The following is a 15,604-nucleotide window of genomic DNA, read 5'->3' on the forward strand; positions in this document are numbered from 1 at the left end:
CGGAGCACGGAATGCGGATCTTGCTATCGACTTACGGCTCGCGCGGCGACGTCGAGCCATTGGCGGCGCTCGGCGCGGCCTTGCAGGCGCATGGCGTCGAGGCCCGGGTGAGCGCGCCGGGCGACGCGGAGTTCGCCGCGCTTCTGGAGCGCGCCGGCGTGTCGCTGGCGCCGGCTTTCGCGCCGGTGCGCGAATGGGCGAAGGAGATGGTCAAACGGTCACGATCGGCATCGCCCGAGGACAGGGCCAGGCTCATCTCCGGCCAGGCGGCCGAGATCGCCGCCAGGCAATGTGAGGCGCTGAGCGCGGCCGCCGAAGGCTGCGATGCGGTGGTGGCGTTCGGCCTCTTCCCGTCCTGCGCCGCCGCGCGGCTGGTCGCGGAACAACGCGGCATGCGCTACATGCTCGGCACGTTCTGCCCCATCTGGTTGCCGTCGCAGCACAACCGGCCGCATGAATATCCAAGCCATCCGCTGCCGGCCGGCGCGACCGATAACCGGCTGCTGTGGGAAACAGATATCCGGACCAAGAACGCGCTCTTCGGTGAGGCGGTCAACGGCCAGCGCGCATTGCTCGGACTGCCGCCGGTGGAGAATGTGCGGGATTATGTCTACGGCAATCCCGTCCTGCTCGCCTGCGATCCGGTGCTGGGGCCATGGCTGCCCTCGGACCTGATCGACGCCGTGCAGACCGGCGCCTTGATCCTGCCGGACGAACGGCCCCTCCCCGATCGGCTCAACGCGTTCCTCGATGCCGGTCCGCCGCCGGTCTATATCGGCTTCGGCTCGATATCGGTCGCGAGCGAAGCCGGCCGCACGGCCATCGGGACGATCCGCGCCAGAGGCCTTCGCGCGGTCCTCGCGCGTGGCTGGGCCGGGCTCGGCCTCGTCGACGATGGCGACGACTGCCTTGAGATCGGCGAGGTCAACCAGCAGGCGCTGTTCGGCCGCGTCGCCGCTGTTGTCCATCACGGCGGCGCCGGCACGACCGTTGCCGCCGCGCGGGCCGGAGCGCCGCAGCTGATCGTGCCGCAGATCGGCGACCAGCCCTATTGGGCCAAGCGTGCCGCCGAGCTAGGCATCGGCGCCGCGCATGACGGCCCGATGCCGACGACGGAGTCATTATCGGCCACGTTGGACGTGGCGCTGGCGCCCGAAACCCGCGCTCGTGCGGCGGCGGTAGCTGGCAAAATCCGCGCCGACGGCGCCGAGGTGGCGGCAAGGCTGCTGATTGAATTGCTCGGCCAATCCAGCCGGTAAGCTCACTGCGTGGTCAGTTCCGCCAGCGCCCTTTGCAGGGGCGCTGGCGAGATCTGGATCGGACCTGAAAAGGGCGAGTCCATGTCGATGATCAGATAGATCGCCGCGGCCACCAGCGCCGCGGAAATGAGGCATGTGAAGACGACGGTTCCATTGCGCGGCGCCCTGAAACCGAAGCTGGCGAAGATCAGCGTCAGCCAGGCGACGAGCAGGACGATCAACGGCGTGGGAATGGCGCCTTCGGACTGCTCGGCGAGTATCCAGCGTTGCTCGACCAGCTTTTGCAGCTGCTGTGTCGCGGCCTGCTGCGCAGCGTTTTGCCTGGCATCTGTGGGCGTCAATCCGGCCATGAGGTCGCCGACCTGATTGAGCAGCAGTTCCGACAGCCTGTTGGGGACGACGGTCGTGTCGCTGTCGGCCGTGGAGGTCTCGACGACGCGCTGGACATAGGCCGTGAGCGACTGTCGGGCGCTGTCCGCCTCCGGGCCATAGTGTCGGAGCGTTCGGTCGAGCAGAATGAGATCGGTGGCGAAGGTGTGCACGTTGCCGTTGATGGACTCGAATGTGTTCTTGGCCGAGTTGATCATCAGGCCGAGCACAAGCGAGGACATCACCACGAAAAGGTTCGCGGCAAGCCGCACCACCGCGCTGGTGTCGTCCCCAAGGTGATGGGCAGGGAAGCGCTCGTGCACCATCAGGCTGACCAGCGAGGCCCCGGCCAGGCAAGCAAAGATCGCTGTCCCTACAAGCACTTCGCCCATGGCTGATATTGTAGCCGAGGCGCAGCGCTTGCCAATCGGCTGCGCAGCGGCTGAATCAGCGTCGAAGCATAAGTACCTATATCATTGGCCGACAAGGGAGACTTTCACGCCGGCCTCCATGCACTGCGAAGCAAAGGTCGAAAACCGCTTTCAATACCGGGCGAAGGCGCTATCTATGGCGCGGGGCGGCTCCCAATCACTCACGAGGCAATCCATGACAATTCGCGCTGTCGTCTGGGGCGAGAACATCCATGAGCGGACCAATGAGGTGGTGGCTGGCATTTATCCGGAAGGCATGCACGCGACCATCGCCAAAGCGCTGAATGCCGACAAGGCGATCTCCGCTACGACCGCCACGCTGGAGCAGCCGGAGCACGGCCTGCCGGAATCCCGCCTCGCCGAGACCGACGTGCTGGTCTGGTGGGGCCACAAGGACCATGGCGCGGTCGCCGACGAGGTTGTCGAGCGTGTTGCAAAGCGCGTCTGGGAAGGCATGGGGCTGATCGTGCTCCATTCCGGCCATTTCTCCAAGATCTTCAAGTGGCTGATGGGCACGCCCTGCACGCTGAAATGGCGCGAGGCCGGCGAGCGCGAGCGGCTCTGGGTGACGAGCCCCAACCATCCCATCGCCGAAGGCGTCGGCGAGTTCTTCGAGCTCGAGAACGAGGAGATGTACGGCGAGCAGTTCGCCGTGCCGGAGCCGCTGGAAACCGTTTTTATCTCGTGGTTCCAGGGCGGCGAGGTGTTCCGTTCGGGCCTGACCTACCGGCGCGGCGCCGGCAATGTCTTCTACTTCCGGCCCGGACATGAGACCTATCCGACCTATCATGATGCCACCGTGCACAAGGTGCTGCGCAACGCGGTGAAGTGGGCGCACAACCCGCAAGGGTCGAAGCCCGCCATCCTCGATGCGCCGAACGTGCCGGTCGAGAAGGCGCTGGAGCCGATCGTCGAGCGCGGCGGCAAGCTGCACGCGCATGGCGAGGCCGGCTTCCGCTAAAAAGCGCTACCCTCTTTGCTCGGGATTGCGCGGAAACAGCGCCTGGGCCACATTCGCCTCGCAAGATTGAATCGAACCAAATCGCTCGGAGGAGCAGAAATGCGGCTTTTAATACTCGGAACCGGCTGGATGGCGCAGGAACATGCCCGCCGCTTCGGCGCCATCGAGGGCGTGGACATCGTCGGCGCGGTCGACGTCGATGCGGCCCGCGTCGGCGAATACGCCGATGCCTACAAGATCCCGAAGCGCTTCACCTCGCTGGAGGCGGCGATCGACTGGGGCGATTTCGACGCGGTCGCCAATGTCACGCCCGACCGCATCCACCACCCGACCACCATGGCGCTGATCGCCGCCGGCAAGCCGGTGTTGTGCGAGAAGCCGCTGGCGGAAAATTTCGGCAAGGCCAACGAGATGGCCGACGCGGCGGAGGCCGCCGGCATCGTCAACATGGTCAACCTCACCTATCGCAACGTGGCCGCGTTGCAGAAGGCGCGCCGGATGGTGCAGGCGGGCGAGATCGGCACGGTGCGCCATGTCGAGGCGTCCTATCTGCAGAGCTGGCTGGTGTCGAAATTCTGGGGCGACTGGCGCACCGATCCGAAATGGCTGTGGCGGTTGTCGCGCGGCCACGGCTCGAACGGCGTGCTGGGCGACGTCGGCATCCATATCCTCGATTTCGCCAGCTATGGCGCCGCGCTCGACATCGACCATGTGTTCTGCCGGCTGCGCGCCTTCGACAAGGCGCCAGGCAACCGTATCGGCGAATACCAGCTCGACGCCAATGACAGTTTCGCCATGACACTCGACTTCGCCAATGGCGCCTTCGGCGTGGTGCATGCCAGCCGCTGGGCCACCGGCCACATCAACGAACTGCGCCTGCGCATCCATGGCGACAAGGGTGCCGTCGAGGTGGTGCACAATCTCGACGGCTCGATGCTGAAGGCTTGCATCGGCGCCAATGTCGAGAACGCCAAATGGGAAGAACTCGACGCAGGCTCCGTCCCGACCAACTACCAGCGCTTCGTCGAGGCGGTGAAGAGCGGCGCACAGACCGAGCCGACCTTCCGCCACGCGGCAGGCCTGCAGAAGGTTCTGGACCTCGCCGTGGTGTCGGATGAGAAACGCGCCGAGTTGAGGGCCAACGCGGATACGCAGTAGCGCTTTCCTCGCCCCCGCCAAGGCGGGGGAGAGGTGGCTCGTCGAAGCCGAGACGGAGAGGAGGGGCGCCCTACGAAGACCCCCGCTCCGTCCGCTTCGCGGACACCTCTCCCCCGCCTTTGGCGGGGGCGAGGAACCAAGTGTCACGCCCCGCGATAGATCCCGACCGCCGCCGCGACCAGTGCCGCGTTGCCATCCGCCACGCTGCCGTCCGGCAGCGCCTTGCCATCCTCCAGCCGGACCCGTGTCGAAAACTTCCGCGCCGCCGCCCTTTCCACGAAGGGCCACACGGTCGCGTTCTCACCATGCAGCAAGATGGAGCGGCGGATACCGGCGCGCTCCAGCACCGTCTCGATGCCCTCCGCCACGGCAAAGGCCTCGTCAATCGTCTGCTCGGAAATCTCGATCAGCACGCGCAGCACCCGCGCGCCATGATCGAGGCCGACCAGGCGCTCGGCATCGGCGATGGACGCCAGCCCCGCCTCGATGCCGATGCCGCGCTGGCGCAGGCTTTCCATGACGATCGGCGCCGCAGTCTCGCTGAGATTGACCGAGGCGTAGTCGGGCAGCTCGCGCCATCCGGAGATGGCAACCAGCGTGCGCAGATCATCCTTCTCGATCCAGGCGCCCGTGGAGACGCCGATCAGCGTGCCCGGACAGGCGCGGCGCAGTGCCGCGACCGTCCTGTCCATCGCTTCCGGCGCCAGGCTCTCCTGGCCATCAGGCCCGCGCGCATGGACATGCAGCTCGGCCGCACCCGCAGCGATCGAGGCGGCTGCGTCGCGCGCCATCGCCTCAGGATCGAGCGGCAATGCTGGATGGAAATCGGCGGGACGGGCGCCGTTGATGCAGGCCTGGACGATCATCTTTGCGGCAATCCTGTTTCGGCTGGCCGGAGCCTAGCCCAGGCCAAGGATGATCGGAACGGATATGGCGAAGTCTCCTGACAGGCCGGGCCTACGAACAGAAAATCCCCCTGGCCCGACGGCCAGGGGGATAAGCGTTCCCCTTCGGTGGTCTCGGACTCGAAAGCCCGTTACGCCGGCACGCGCTTCAGTGCCTGCGCCATGCAGTGGATGCCGCCGCCGGTCTTGGAGATCTCGCTCATGTCGACAGCCGCGACCTCGAAGCCGCGCGCCTTCAGCTGGCCGATGAGGCTCTTGCTGGAGGTCGGCGCGATCACCCTGTCCTTGCCGAGCGACATGAAGTTGCAGCCGAGCGCCATCGTGTCCTGGAAGGGCACGTCGATGATCTCGTGGCCCTTGCTCTTCAGCCAGTCGACGATGCCGGGCTCGGTGCAGGCGAGGCAGACGGCGGTGAGCTTTTCGGCGATCGGCACCACCATCAGGTCGATATGGACATAGTACTCGTCGATGAAAGCGAGACGCGTTTCCCAGCCTTCCTTGTCGAACCATTCCTTCACCTGGCGGGCGCCTTCTTCCTGGGTGCGGGCGCCGCCGCAGCCGATCAGCACAACGCCGTCCTCGATGACGTTGAAGTCGCCGCCCTCGAAGGTGCCGGCCGTCACCATGTCGTAGATCGGGATGCCGAGCTTCTCATAGGTGCGGATGGCGGCGTAGTTCTCGCCGCGCCGCCACCAGTTGGCCATCGCGGTGATGAAGGCGCCGTAAGGCGTCATGACGCTGGAGTCGCGCGAATAAACCTGCATCGGCAGTTCCGGCGTCGGCTCATGCCAGTGGATGTTGACGCCGAAATGCTCGTAGGCGGCAACGAGGTCCTTGTGCTGCGCCTGCGCGATCTGGACGTTGCAGGGCGCCTCGCGCAGATGTTTCCTCGACAGCGAGCTGGTCGACAGGTGCCGCAGGAAATTGGGCGAACCGAGCAGCACGTCGGTCAGGACATCGGTCTCGTTGGCGAAGCCCCAGGCGGTCAGCGGCTTGGTGCCGCCATTGGGATTGCGGCGCTGCAGCGAGAACGGCTCGGCGACGATGCGATCATGGACGGTCATGGAGTTCTCCTCTGGAATGCTCTGTTGATGGTCATGCGGTGGAAGCGGCCGGGATCCACCAGTCGCGCCCGCGCGGCGTGGTGACATATTCCGGCCAGCGGAAATTGATCGGGGGTTCGTAATCGCAAAGCGGCGCGATCCAGTTCGAGCCGCCGACGCCGCCGCCGGTTCGCTTGACGAACTCGTCCATGGCGGCGTCACGCGCGGCCTTGTCCTCCAGCAGGCGCAGCGCCGTCAGCGCGACCGTCTTGGCGGCACAGGTGACCATCGGGTCGATGGTGGCGGGAATGCCGCCCAGCGCATTCATCGCCCAGGACGGATAGGAATGGCCCTTGACCGCGCGCAATGCCGGGCGGGCGACGTAAAAACGCGATGTCGGCGCGTGCCAGCTCATGTCAGTGTAATCGTCGGAGGTGGAGTTCACCTGCGACGGCGGCAGGTCGCGGCGCAGGATCGCCTCGGCCTCCCGCGGCGTGATCAGCCGCTCCAGCTCGTCGATGAAGGGATTTTCGGTAGCCTCGCCGCCGGCATTGACCTGAACCTCGCGGGCAATGGCCCTCGCCGCCTCGTCCCAGCGCGGCGCGCCGACGGTCGACAGCGCCTGATAGGTGATCTCGGCCATGGCGTGGTTGGCAAGCCCCGGCCGCGACTTCGACACCCAGTGGCGCTCGTAGCGGCAGCCGCTCATCCTGGCCGCCGCTTCGGCGTTGCGGTCGAGCACGGCCGTCACCTGCTCGGCCATGGCAATGGTTGGCACGCGGATCATGTACTGGATCTCGGCCAAGCCTGCTGGCAGGTTGTCGGCGGTCGCCTGGCCTGCCGTCAGGATCGCCTCGCTGATCGACCAGCCGCCCTGATGCGTCAGCATGGAATCGCGCAGGGCCTTGGAGGCCATGTACATCATCATCAGCGCGTCATTGGCGCCGGGCGCCCTGACCGCCGAATGAGCCTGCGGGATCGGCGCGCCATCGCTTGCGCGAACCCAGTTTTCGGGCTCGTCGCACACAAAGCGGTAGATCATCGAATAGGCGGCGCCGCAATGCGTGTCCCAGCGCGCCGTGTTGCAGAGCGGCAGCATGTAGAAGGGATGGAACGAGATCATGCCGGCAAGGCCATCATAATAGCCTTTTGCCGCATGGATCGGCTTCGAGCCCCTCACCTTCTCGGCCGGCTCGCCGGTGAAGCGAAGCGTGCCCTTGATGCCGTGCTCCAGCATCGCCGCCTTGGTGGCCAGCAACCCGCCAAGGCTGCCGATGCCGAGACCCGAATGCGGATCGGTGTGGCCGCCTGCTTCAAAGCCCAGGCCGGACCGCGGCTGCTTCACCGTCGCAGCATCTTGGCAGTTTCCGGGCACGGCGTCATACTCGCCATACATGCCGATCACCGGGCCGTCGCCATTCGTCCAATGCGCGCAGAAGGCGGTCGGCATGCCGGCCGACCCTTCCTCGACCGAGAAGCCCTCGCGCTTCAGCCGGTCGACATACCAGGCTGCCGACTGGTACTCGCGCCAGGCGGTCTCGCCGAAGTCGAAGATGGTGCGCGTCCAGGCCGACAGCAGCGGCTGGATGCTGTCGATCGTGGCAAGCGCGGATTCCTGCGCGGAACTCGTCACCGGTTTGTCCATGCCTCCAAGAAAAGCAGTGAAGCGGCTCGTCAAAAAGTGATATGTTTTCCCGGCTCGTGCAAATTCGGTTCACCTGAGGCCTCTTGCGAATACCGTCCACGCAGGCGCTGCGCGCCCTAGACAGTTTTGCCCGTCACGGCAGCGTATGGCGCGCCGCCGACGAACTGCACCTCACCCGCAGCGCCGTCTCGCACCAGCTTCGCCTGCTCGAGCGCGACCTCGGCTTCGATCTGTTGCAGCGGATCGGCAAGGGCGTGGCGCTGACGCCGCGCGGCCAGCGCTACGCGGCCGATGTCAGGAAGGCGCTGACCGTGCTCGGCGACGCGGGGACGCAGAACAGCGGCGCCGGGGTCGGTGGCTCCTTCGCCATCTCCTGCCCGCCGGGCTTCGCCTCGATGTTCCTGTGCACCCATATCGGCGAGTTCCAGCAGATGTATCCGGACGTGGCGCTGTCCGTGCTGACGCCGCGGCGGCTCGACGACGTCTCAAACCCGGATGCCGACGCCTTCATCGCCTTCGGCGTCGGCAACTGGCCGAACCGGGCGGTGGAGCTGCTGTGCGAAGTCTCCTTCACGCCGCTCTGCAGCCCGAGATTGCTCAACAAGGTCGGCGGCTTCTCCAAACCCGCCGACGTGCTGCGCGCCAGCCTGTTGCATCTTTCCGACACCGAGGACTGGGCGCGCTGGCTGGCGCTGTCCAAGGTGGAAAATCCCGATACCGAAGGCGGCATCTTCTTTTCCGACATGAACCTCGTCTTCTCGGCGGCGATCGCCGGCCAGGGCATCGCGCTCGGCGACGAACTCACCGGCCGCCAGGCGCTGAGCGAAGGCCGGCTGGTCAAGCCGTTCGAGGCGACCGTCCCGTCGCCGCGATCCTATTTCCTCGTCTTCGAGCACGCCAAGGCGGGGCATCCGGTGCTCAACGCCTTCGGCGACTGGCTGAGGGCGAAGCTGTCGGAGAGCAGGCTTTAGGCGGATTGAGATTGGCAGCTCCAGCGTCGCCCCCCTTCCACCACCCGTGAATCAAATTTGCCGATGAGGCGAAAACTATTCGGTTGCGGTGAGCCGCAGCCATGCCTACGATTTCATCGGGAACTGAGGAAAGAGCCAGGATGCAGCAACCCGGCCGGGCCGCAGAAATCAAAGCGAACGGGATCGGCAAGAGCTTCGGCTCGTTCCGGGCGCTCGACAATCTGTCGCTCGATATCGGCCGTGGCGAATTTCTGACGCTGCTCGGCCCTTCCGGCTCCGGCAAGACCACCTTCCTGATGATCCTCGCCGGCTTCGTGCAGCCGAGCGAAGGCAGGCTTTTCAGCGACGGTGTCGACATCACCGATCGTCCGGCCGAGCAGCGCGCCGCCGGCATGGTGTTCCAGGGCTATGCGCTGTTTCCGCATATGAGCGTGGAGCAGAACATCGCTTTCCCGCTCAAGGTGCGCAAGAAATCCGCTTCCGAGATCAAAAAGCGCGTCGGCGAGATGGTCGAGCGCGTCGGGCTGAAAGGCCACGAGAAGAAATTGCCGGCGCAGCTTTCCGGCGGCCAGCAGCAGCGCGTGGCGCTGGCCCGCGCGCTGGTGTTCGAGCCGGGCGTGCTCTTGCTCGACGAGCCGTTCTCGGCGCTCGACAAGAGCCTGCGCGGCCAGATGCAGGCCGAGATGAAGCGGCTGCACCAGGAGACCGGCACCACCTTCGTCTTCGTCACCCACGACCAGAGCGAGGCGCTGGCGCTGTCCTCCCGCGTCGCCATCTTCAACCATGGCAAGCTCTTGCAGGTGGGCAGGCCGGACGAGGTCTATGACCGGCCGGCGAACCGCTTCGTCGCTGAGTTCCTGGGCGAGATCAACATGCTGCCGGTGAAGGGCGTGAAGCCCGCCGACAATGGCGCCACCGGGCTCTGCGAAGACCGCGCGGTCAACATGCGCTGCAAGGCCGAAGCGATCAAAGGCGACGCCATCCTCGCCATCCGCCCCGAGGACATGTCGATCGCGCCGGAAGCGTCGGCGAACCAGAACGGCATTGCCGCGACCGCTGTCGCCTCGACCTATCTCGGTGCCGCGACCAAGCTCGACCTCACCACGCGCCAGGGCGCCAGGGTCACCGTCTCGGTGCCGAACGAGGTCGCGGCCGCGGCCCTGAGCAAGGGCAATTCCGTCTGGCTGACCTGGCCGGCGGAGAAGGGTTTCCTCCTTCCGGACGGAGGACAGTAGAGAGCGCTGCTGCGGCCTGAAATCGCCGCATCGGCTTCCGGTTCAAATCAACGACAACAAGGGGAACTGACATGAGCGATACCAAGAAACAGACGATCGAATCCCTCGCCGAGAGGACAAAGCGCGGCGAGATCTCGCGCCGCCAGTTCGCGCAGCTTGCCGGCCTGGTGCTGGCCGGCACGCCGATGCTGCTGCGCTCGACCGGCGCCCGTGCCGAGACCAAGGGGCTGGTGCTGGTCAACTGGGGCGGCGACGCCATCACGGCCTACGATGCCGCCTATGGCCAGGCCTTCACCAAGGACACTGGCATTCCGGTCAAGATGGATGGCTCGGGCCCGACCGAAGGCGCGATCGCCGCGCAGTTCAAGAGCGGCGCGCCGACCTGGGACCTCGTCGACGTCGACCCGTTCTCGGCGATCACGCTGGGCGCTCAGGGCATGCTCGAGCCGATCGACTACAAGATCGTCGACAAGAGCAAGATGCGGCCGGGCTTCGGCTGGGAGTATGCCGCGTCGACCTACTTCTTCTCCTACGTCATCGCCTACGACTCGCAGAAATTCGGCTCCAACGCGCCGACCGGCATGGCCGACTTCTTCGACGTCAAGAAATTCCCCGGCAAGCGCTCGCTCTACAAATGGGGCGTGTCGAGCTGGGAGGCTGCACTTCTGGCGGACGGCGTCGCGCCGGCGTCGCTCTATCCGCTGGATCTCAAGCGCGCCCATGACAAGATCGCCGCCTTCAAGGAGAACGTCGTCTCCTATTGGGGCGGCGGCGCCGAAAGCCAGAGCGTGCTGCTCAACGGCGAAGCCTCGATGGCGATCGTGTGGTCGACACGCGCCTCGCTGATCGAGCAGGACTCCGGCGGCCAGATCAAGTTCATCTGGGATCAGGGCCTGATCTCGCCCGGCGCGCTGGCGGTGCTGAAGAACAATCCCGGCGGCAAGGACGCGGCGATGAAGTTCATCGCCAGCACCCAGGATCCGCAGAAGGAACTTGTGATGTTCGAAAAGCTCGGACAGGGCCCGGCCAATCCAGCGGCCGACGCGCTGATCCCGGCCGACAAGAAGCGCATCAACCCGGTTGATCCGGCGAACATGGCGAAGCAGATCCCGCTCGACATGGACTGGTACGCCAAGAACTACGGCGCCGCGCTCGACGAGTACACCAAGATCATCTCGGCCTGACCGGGCCGGGAACTTCTTGGCAATGAGAGGCACCCTCTCCGACAGGATGGGCGCGGCGCTGCTGATGGCGCCGCTGCTCCTGTTCCTGATCCTGGCCTATGCCTGGCCGTTCCTTGGCGTGGTGAAGTGGAGCTTTACGCTCCCCACGCCCGGGCTCGGCCAGTACCATGCCCTGCTCACCGACGAGCTGGTGCAATCGGTGTTCATCCGCACGCTGCGCATCGCGGCGATCGTCACCCTCGTCTCGGTCACCGCCGCCTACGCGATCACCGTTGTCTGGGTGCGCGGTAGCCCGGTGCAGCGCGTGTTGGCCGAATTCTGCATCCTGGTGCCATTTTGGATTTCCGTACTCACCCGCGCGTTCGGCTGGGTGGCGCTGCTCTCCAACCGTGGCCTGATCAACACCTGGCTGCAATCGATCGGCTTCATCTCGGAGCCGTTGACCCTGGTGCGCAACGAATTCGGCGTCATCGTCGGCATGTCGCACTTCCTCATCCCCTTCGCGGTGTTCCCGCTGGCATCGGCCATGCGCAGCCTGGACGAGCGCGTGCTGCTCGCGGCGCGCGGCCTTGGCTCCAGCCGCATGCGCACCTTCTGGACGGTGTTCGTGCCGATGACCCGCTCCGGCATCATCGGCTCGGCGATGATCACCTTCGTCTTCTCGCTCGGCTTCTTCGTCACGCCGGCAATCCTCGGCGGCGGCCGCTCCGTGATGATCGCGGAGCTGATCTATCTGCGCATCTTCCAGAGCCCGGACTGGGGGCTGGGCGCGGCGATCAGCGTCGTGCTGGTGGTGTTTGTCGGCGCGCTGATGGCGCTGCTTTTCCGCTACGTCAAACCGAAGCAATTGGTGTAGCCAAGATGCCGACCTACCGTCCCGGTCCCGTCTCGCTCATCCTCGCCGTGCTGGTAGCGCTGTTCCTTTTGATGCCGCTGCTTGCCGTCATCCCAGTGTCGCTGACGCCGAGCCGCATGTTGACCATGCCGACGGGGGAACTGTCGCTGCGCCACTACCGCTCGCTGATCGAGGATCCGCGCTGGCTGGACTCCATCCTGCTTTCGCTCAGGATCGGTGTCGTCAGCAGCATCCTCTCGACGGCACTCGCGCTGACTTTCAGCCTCGGCGTCTGGATGTTCCAGCCGCGCTTCACCGCGGCCCTTGTCGGCTTCGTGCTGCTGCCGATGGTGGTGCCGCCGGTGGTCTCGGCGGTGACGCTCTATTTCCTCCTCACCTCGGTCTCCGGCCTCACCTCATTGTTCGGCTATGACACGTGGCTGGGTGTCGCGATGGCGCATTCGGTGATGACGGTGCCATTCGCCACGGTGCTTATCCTGGTCTCGCTCAGCCAGCTCGACCGGCGCATCGACCTTGCCGCGCGCGGGCTTGGCGCCACCGTTTGGGAACGCGCGACGCGCGTCATCATGCCCAACATCAAGTTCGGCATCGTCACTGCCGCCCTGCTCTCCTTCGTGCTCTCCTGGGAAGAAATCGGCGTGACTTTGTTCATCACCTCGGTGAATGCGATCACGCTGCCGCGCCTGATGTGGATGGGCCTGCGCGACAACATCGATCCGGCGATCGCGGCGCTTTCGGTGATCCTGATCGTCATCACGGTGCTGGTGCTGGCGGTGAGGATCGTGATCACCAGGCAAAAGGCCTCGTCGTAGAGCGGTTTGCCGTTCACCGGATCGTTCTCTTTTTGACGCGATCCGTACGGAAACCGCCCACACCTTCCGGAATTGCCCCGATCCAGAAACGAAAGAGGCCCGCCGGGATCGGCGAGCCTCTTCACGGAGCCGAAGTGGAAGTTCGGCGCCGTCATGATCCGGGGGTGTGGATCGACTCGAAATCTAGCCAACAGGGCCCCGCCGGGCGACTTACAAATCCGTAAACTTCGGTCGGTCCGCGCGCCCAACGGCGCAAGAAAAGCCCGTTCTATCAGCGGCTTGCCGGGAGCATCCGGCATCGAGACAGCGCCTGTCAAAGAAACGTGATGAACCGTCTGCCCGGCCGGCGGGACGGCAGAGCGGCTTGGAGATGCAGGGAAACACGGCGGCGTCGCGATGCGACCCGCTTGTTCGCAGTCTGCGCCATCGAGGCCCCGCACCGGACGAAGGCCCCCCGGCCTCGTCCGTGCGTGGCGGTCCGTTCAAGCGGCCTGCGGCCGCCGCATCCTCTCGACGAACGCCTGCCTTGCCGGTCCGGCAAGAGGCTTGTCCGTGGCCAGCAGGCCATCGAGCAGCGCCAGAAGTTCGCGCGCCGCCGAAGACTTGCAGGAATAGTAGACCATCTGACGATCGCGGCGGGTTTCGACCAGGCCAAACCTACGCAGTTTGGCCAGGTGTTGCGACAGCGCCGATTGGCTGAGTTCGACCTTGTCGGCGAGCACGCCGACCGAGAGTTCGCCCTCGGCCAAGTAGTTCATGATGAGCAGACGCTTCTCGTTGCCCATCACCGCAAGAAAGGCTGCCGCGCTTTCTGCGTTGGCGGTAAGTTTCTTCGTAACCATCGATTTCCCCATGGTTCATGCTCTTCCGAAGGCCATGGGGGCAAATGGCTTCAGAGTTCCAGAGCGTTGGTGGGCATGCCCCGATTTCGACACGGGACCTGCCCTGCTTCTTTTTCGACCAGAACCCCTTCGTAACCCGGTTGCCACCACGCCGGGGCACTGGTCTCGGACACAACGCGCGGCGTTTTTTCGGGCTCAAGTCAATGCAGACTCGGAAAAATTCCGCGCTGCTAATGCGTACCAGCGCAGCGCTCGTTCGGCAAGAATATAACGAGCCCGGCAAAACAGCGGCCAGCCGAGGACAAGAGCGGCGTCAGCCGAAGTGCATGGCAAGCTTAGCTCGCCGCGACTCACGCTCAACCTTGAAGCATGCTAATATTAACTGGCAAAAAAGGAGCCCGGCTCAAGGAGGAAGCCATGTCCATTGCACCCAATGGCCGCAACACATTCACTCCCGACGAGACGGCGATGCTTGGCCGTGTCTATGAGAATGGCAGCATCAAGGGCGAGACCGCCGAGCAGAAGGAAGCACGCGCCTCGCGCATCATCGCCAATTACATGGCCGGCATCACCGACGAGGCGGAACTGATCGAGCTTTCGCGCAGGCCGCTTGGAAGATGAGCAACGTGCTGCGCCCGCGCGAGGCGGCTTCACGTTAAGTTGACGTTCCGGCACGGAACGCAACGGCAGAATGTCGTGTTCCGATATTGTTCGGGAGGTTCCGCGATGATGCAGGGATGGTTCTCCAGGCCGGTTGAAGTCGCCGTCGGCGTTTCCGGCTCGATCCGCCACATATCCAACGCCGAACAAGCCGCCGAACTGCTGACCGGCCAATGGCGCGATGCCGGCAGCGCGCTGCATGGCGAGGCGCTGCGGGCCTGTCGCCGGGCGATCCGCGGCGACGTCCCGGCCGACGCCGCCAGGGAGGCCTTCATCGCCGCCGCGCGCGAAGCGCATGTGCTGGTCGAATAGGACATCGCGGCGGCGTGTGGCACGAGCCTGCCTATCGATAGAAAAGCCACAAAAGCACCAGCACCGCGAACACCGCCGGAGAGAGCAGGATTCCGGCCCGAAAAAGGCACATGGCCAACTGAAGCGGGGTGAACATGCCCGGCGGTGTCGTCGGACCTACCGAACGCGCAGATTGACGGGAAGACGACGCGCTGTTCGAAACGCGCGCGCACGATCCGTCTCATCGGGCGCACGGCTCGGTCGCGCTTCCTCGTAAAGGCCGAAAGCGGTCGCCACCAAGGTGGCAACGGTCATGGTGGATGCGAGCACGGCGATAAGCATGAGAGGTCTTCCCGCGTTTCATCAGCCTGCCGGATTCATTAGCGCAGGCCGCGGGGGTGCTGCAGTGACTTTGGTCACACGATTTTCAACCATCGGAATCGCCGAGGAGCCCGTCCCGACGCTGCCCATAGTCGCCTCGAAATTCTTCGGAACCTAATGCGCGATGGTTGGTTAACGCGCGGGTCCGCAATCGCCTCACGGACCCGCATCGGACGCCATCCGGCGCCGATAGCTTGCTCAAAAAGACGATCATAAGAACGGAGGAAGTGATGAACGATGTCTGGTTTTCCGAACCAGTCGTGATCGATTTAAAGCCAAACGGCCGGCGCAAGGTATCGAGTTGCTTCGAGGCGATGGAATGCCTCGACCAACGTTGGCCGGGACAGGCGCGCGACGGCGCCTGGCGCTCGGCGAGCCGCGTCTGCCGTGACGCGCTTGACGGCCTGCGCAGCCCGGTGGAAGCCCGCAAGACGCTGCGCAAGGCGGCCAAGGTCGCCGGGCTGCTGGCGTAGCCCCGATTTCCCCATGCCCGTCGCGGTTTCCCATTGCCGCGGCGGGCTTTCCGTTTTCCATACAGGCGAAGTTACGGCCGGCGCATACTGTGGAACGCGTTCAAGCACGCATCCCGTGGGGCACATGA

General features: G+C 65.1%; 16 protein-coding genes. 11 read left to right on the forward strand and 5 right to left on the reverse strand.

Annotated features, from left to right (window positions below; genetic code table 11):
• Nucleotides 1–11: 11 nt before the first annotated feature.
• Complete coding sequence (locus DPM35_RS01085) at nucleotides 12–1,259, forward strand: glycosyltransferase (protein ID WP_112125501.1); 1,248 nt, start codon at nucleotides 12–14, stop codon at nucleotides 1,257–1,259.
• A gap of 2 nt (nucleotides 1,260–1,261) precedes the next feature.
• On the opposite strand, the gene DPM35_RS01090 is transcribed toward DPM35_RS01085, so the two are convergent.
• A complete protein-coding gene (locus DPM35_RS01090; RefSeq protein WP_112125502.1) occupies nucleotides 1,262–2,020 on the reverse strand; it encodes a bestrophin-like domain in 759 nt (252 codons plus the stop codon).
• A gap of 214 nt (nucleotides 2,021–2,234) precedes the next feature.
• Between DPM35_RS01090 and DPM35_RS01095 the strand changes: the two genes are divergently transcribed.
• Both DPM35_RS01095 and DPM35_RS01100 read left to right on the forward strand, forming a co-directional pair.
• Nucleotides 2,235–3,020: a ThuA domain-containing protein gene (locus tag DPM35_RS01095; RefSeq protein WP_112125503.1), complete on the forward strand. Its 786-nt coding sequence runs from the start codon at nucleotides 2,235–2,237 to the stop codon at nucleotides 3,018–3,020.
• A gap of 99 nt (nucleotides 3,021–3,119) precedes the next feature.
• Nucleotides 3,120–4,178, forward strand: coding sequence for a Gfo/Idh/MocA family protein (locus DPM35_RS01100; protein WP_112125504.1), 1,059 nt, complete (start codon nucleotides 3,120–3,122; stop codon nucleotides 4,176–4,178).
• 143 nt (nucleotides 4,179–4,321) lie between these two features.
• On the opposite strand, the gene DPM35_RS01105 is transcribed toward DPM35_RS01100, so the two are convergent.
• From DPM35_RS01105 to DPM35_RS01115, 3 genes are all read right to left on the reverse strand, one after another.
• Nucleotides 4,322–5,044: a 3-keto-5-aminohexanoate cleavage protein gene (locus DPM35_RS01105; RefSeq protein WP_112125505.1), complete on the reverse strand. Its 723-nt coding sequence runs from the start codon at nucleotides 5,042–5,044 to the stop codon at nucleotides 4,322–4,324.
• 170 nt (nucleotides 5,045–5,214) lie between these two features.
• Nucleotides 5,215–6,147: a dimethylarginine dimethylaminohydrolase family protein gene (locus DPM35_RS01110; RefSeq protein WP_112125506.1), complete on the reverse strand. Its 933-nt coding sequence runs from the start codon at nucleotides 6,145–6,147 to the stop codon at nucleotides 5,215–5,217.
• 31 nt (nucleotides 6,148–6,178) lie between these two features.
• The gene (locus DPM35_RS01115; RefSeq protein WP_181591882.1) at nucleotides 6,179–7,771 is read right to left on the reverse strand and encodes a zinc-binding metallopeptidase family protein; all 1,593 of its coding nucleotides are present in this window, start codon (nucleotides 7,769–7,771) and stop codon (nucleotides 6,179–6,181) included.
• Between the two features lie 83 nt (nucleotides 7,772–7,854).
• Between DPM35_RS01115 and DPM35_RS01120 the strand changes: the two genes are divergently transcribed.
• The 5 genes from DPM35_RS01120 to DPM35_RS01140 all read left to right on the forward strand — a co-directional run bounded on the left by DPM35_RS01120 (nucleotide 7,855) and on the right by DPM35_RS01140 (nucleotide 12,829).
• Nucleotides 7,855–8,742, forward strand: coding sequence for a LysR substrate-binding domain-containing protein (locus tag DPM35_RS01120; RefSeq protein WP_112125507.1), 888 nt, complete (start codon nucleotides 7,855–7,857; stop codon nucleotides 8,740–8,742).
• A gap of 140 nt (nucleotides 8,743–8,882) precedes the next feature.
• A complete protein-coding gene (locus tag DPM35_RS01125; RefSeq protein WP_112125508.1) occupies nucleotides 8,883–9,977 on the forward strand; it encodes an ABC transporter ATP-binding protein in 1,095 nt (364 codons plus the stop codon).
• A 71-nt stretch (nucleotides 9,978–10,048) separates the two neighbouring features.
• On the forward strand, nucleotides 10,049–11,161 hold the full coding sequence (locus DPM35_RS01130) for an ABC transporter substrate-binding protein (RefSeq protein ID WP_112125509.1): 1,113 nt from the start codon (nucleotides 10,049–10,051) through the stop codon (nucleotides 11,159–11,161).
• Between the two features lie 22 nt (nucleotides 11,162–11,183).
• Nucleotides 11,184–12,017, forward strand: coding sequence for an ABC transporter permease (locus DPM35_RS01135; RefSeq protein WP_112125510.1), 834 nt, complete (start codon nucleotides 11,184–11,186; stop codon nucleotides 12,015–12,017).
• A gap of 5 nt (nucleotides 12,018–12,022) precedes the next feature.
• Nucleotides 12,023–12,829 (forward strand): ABC transporter permease, encoded by an 807-nt coding sequence (locus DPM35_RS01140; RefSeq protein ID WP_112125511.1) that lies wholly within the window; start codon nucleotides 12,023–12,025, stop codon nucleotides 12,827–12,829.
• Nucleotides 12,830–13,311: 482 nt separating this feature from the next.
• Here DPM35_RS01140 and DPM35_RS01145 read toward each other — a convergent pair whose 3' ends face one another.
• Nucleotides 13,312–13,671: an ArsR/SmtB family transcription factor gene (locus tag DPM35_RS01145; protein ID WP_042638109.1), complete on the reverse strand. Its 360-nt coding sequence runs from the start codon at nucleotides 13,669–13,671 to the stop codon at nucleotides 13,312–13,314.
• A gap of 417 nt (nucleotides 13,672–14,088) precedes the next feature.
• Here DPM35_RS01145 and DPM35_RS01150 point away from each other — a divergent pair, with 417 nt between their 5' ends.
• The 3 genes from DPM35_RS01150 (at nucleotide 14,089) to DPM35_RS01160 (ending at nucleotide 15,476) form a co-directional block, all read left to right on the forward strand.
• Nucleotides 14,089–14,292, forward strand: coding sequence for a hypothetical protein (locus DPM35_RS01150; protein WP_112125512.1), 204 nt, complete (start codon nucleotides 14,089–14,091; stop codon nucleotides 14,290–14,292).
• A gap of 105 nt (nucleotides 14,293–14,397) precedes the next feature.
• On the forward strand, nucleotides 14,398–14,643 hold the full coding sequence (locus DPM35_RS01155) for a DUF982 domain-containing protein (protein WP_095815976.1): 246 nt from the start codon (nucleotides 14,398–14,400) through the stop codon (nucleotides 14,641–14,643).
• Between the two features lie 590 nt (nucleotides 14,644–15,233).
• Complete coding sequence (locus DPM35_RS01160) at nucleotides 15,234–15,476, forward strand: DUF982 domain-containing protein (RefSeq protein ID WP_112126189.1); 243 nt, start codon at nucleotides 15,234–15,236, stop codon at nucleotides 15,474–15,476.
• Nucleotides 15,477–15,604 lie beyond the last annotated feature (128 nt).

It is taken from the genome of Mesorhizobium atlanticum (genome assembly GCF_003289965.1).
Taxonomy (GTDB): domain Bacteria; phylum Pseudomonadota; class Alphaproteobacteria; order Rhizobiales; family Rhizobiaceae; genus Mesorhizobium; species Mesorhizobium atlanticum.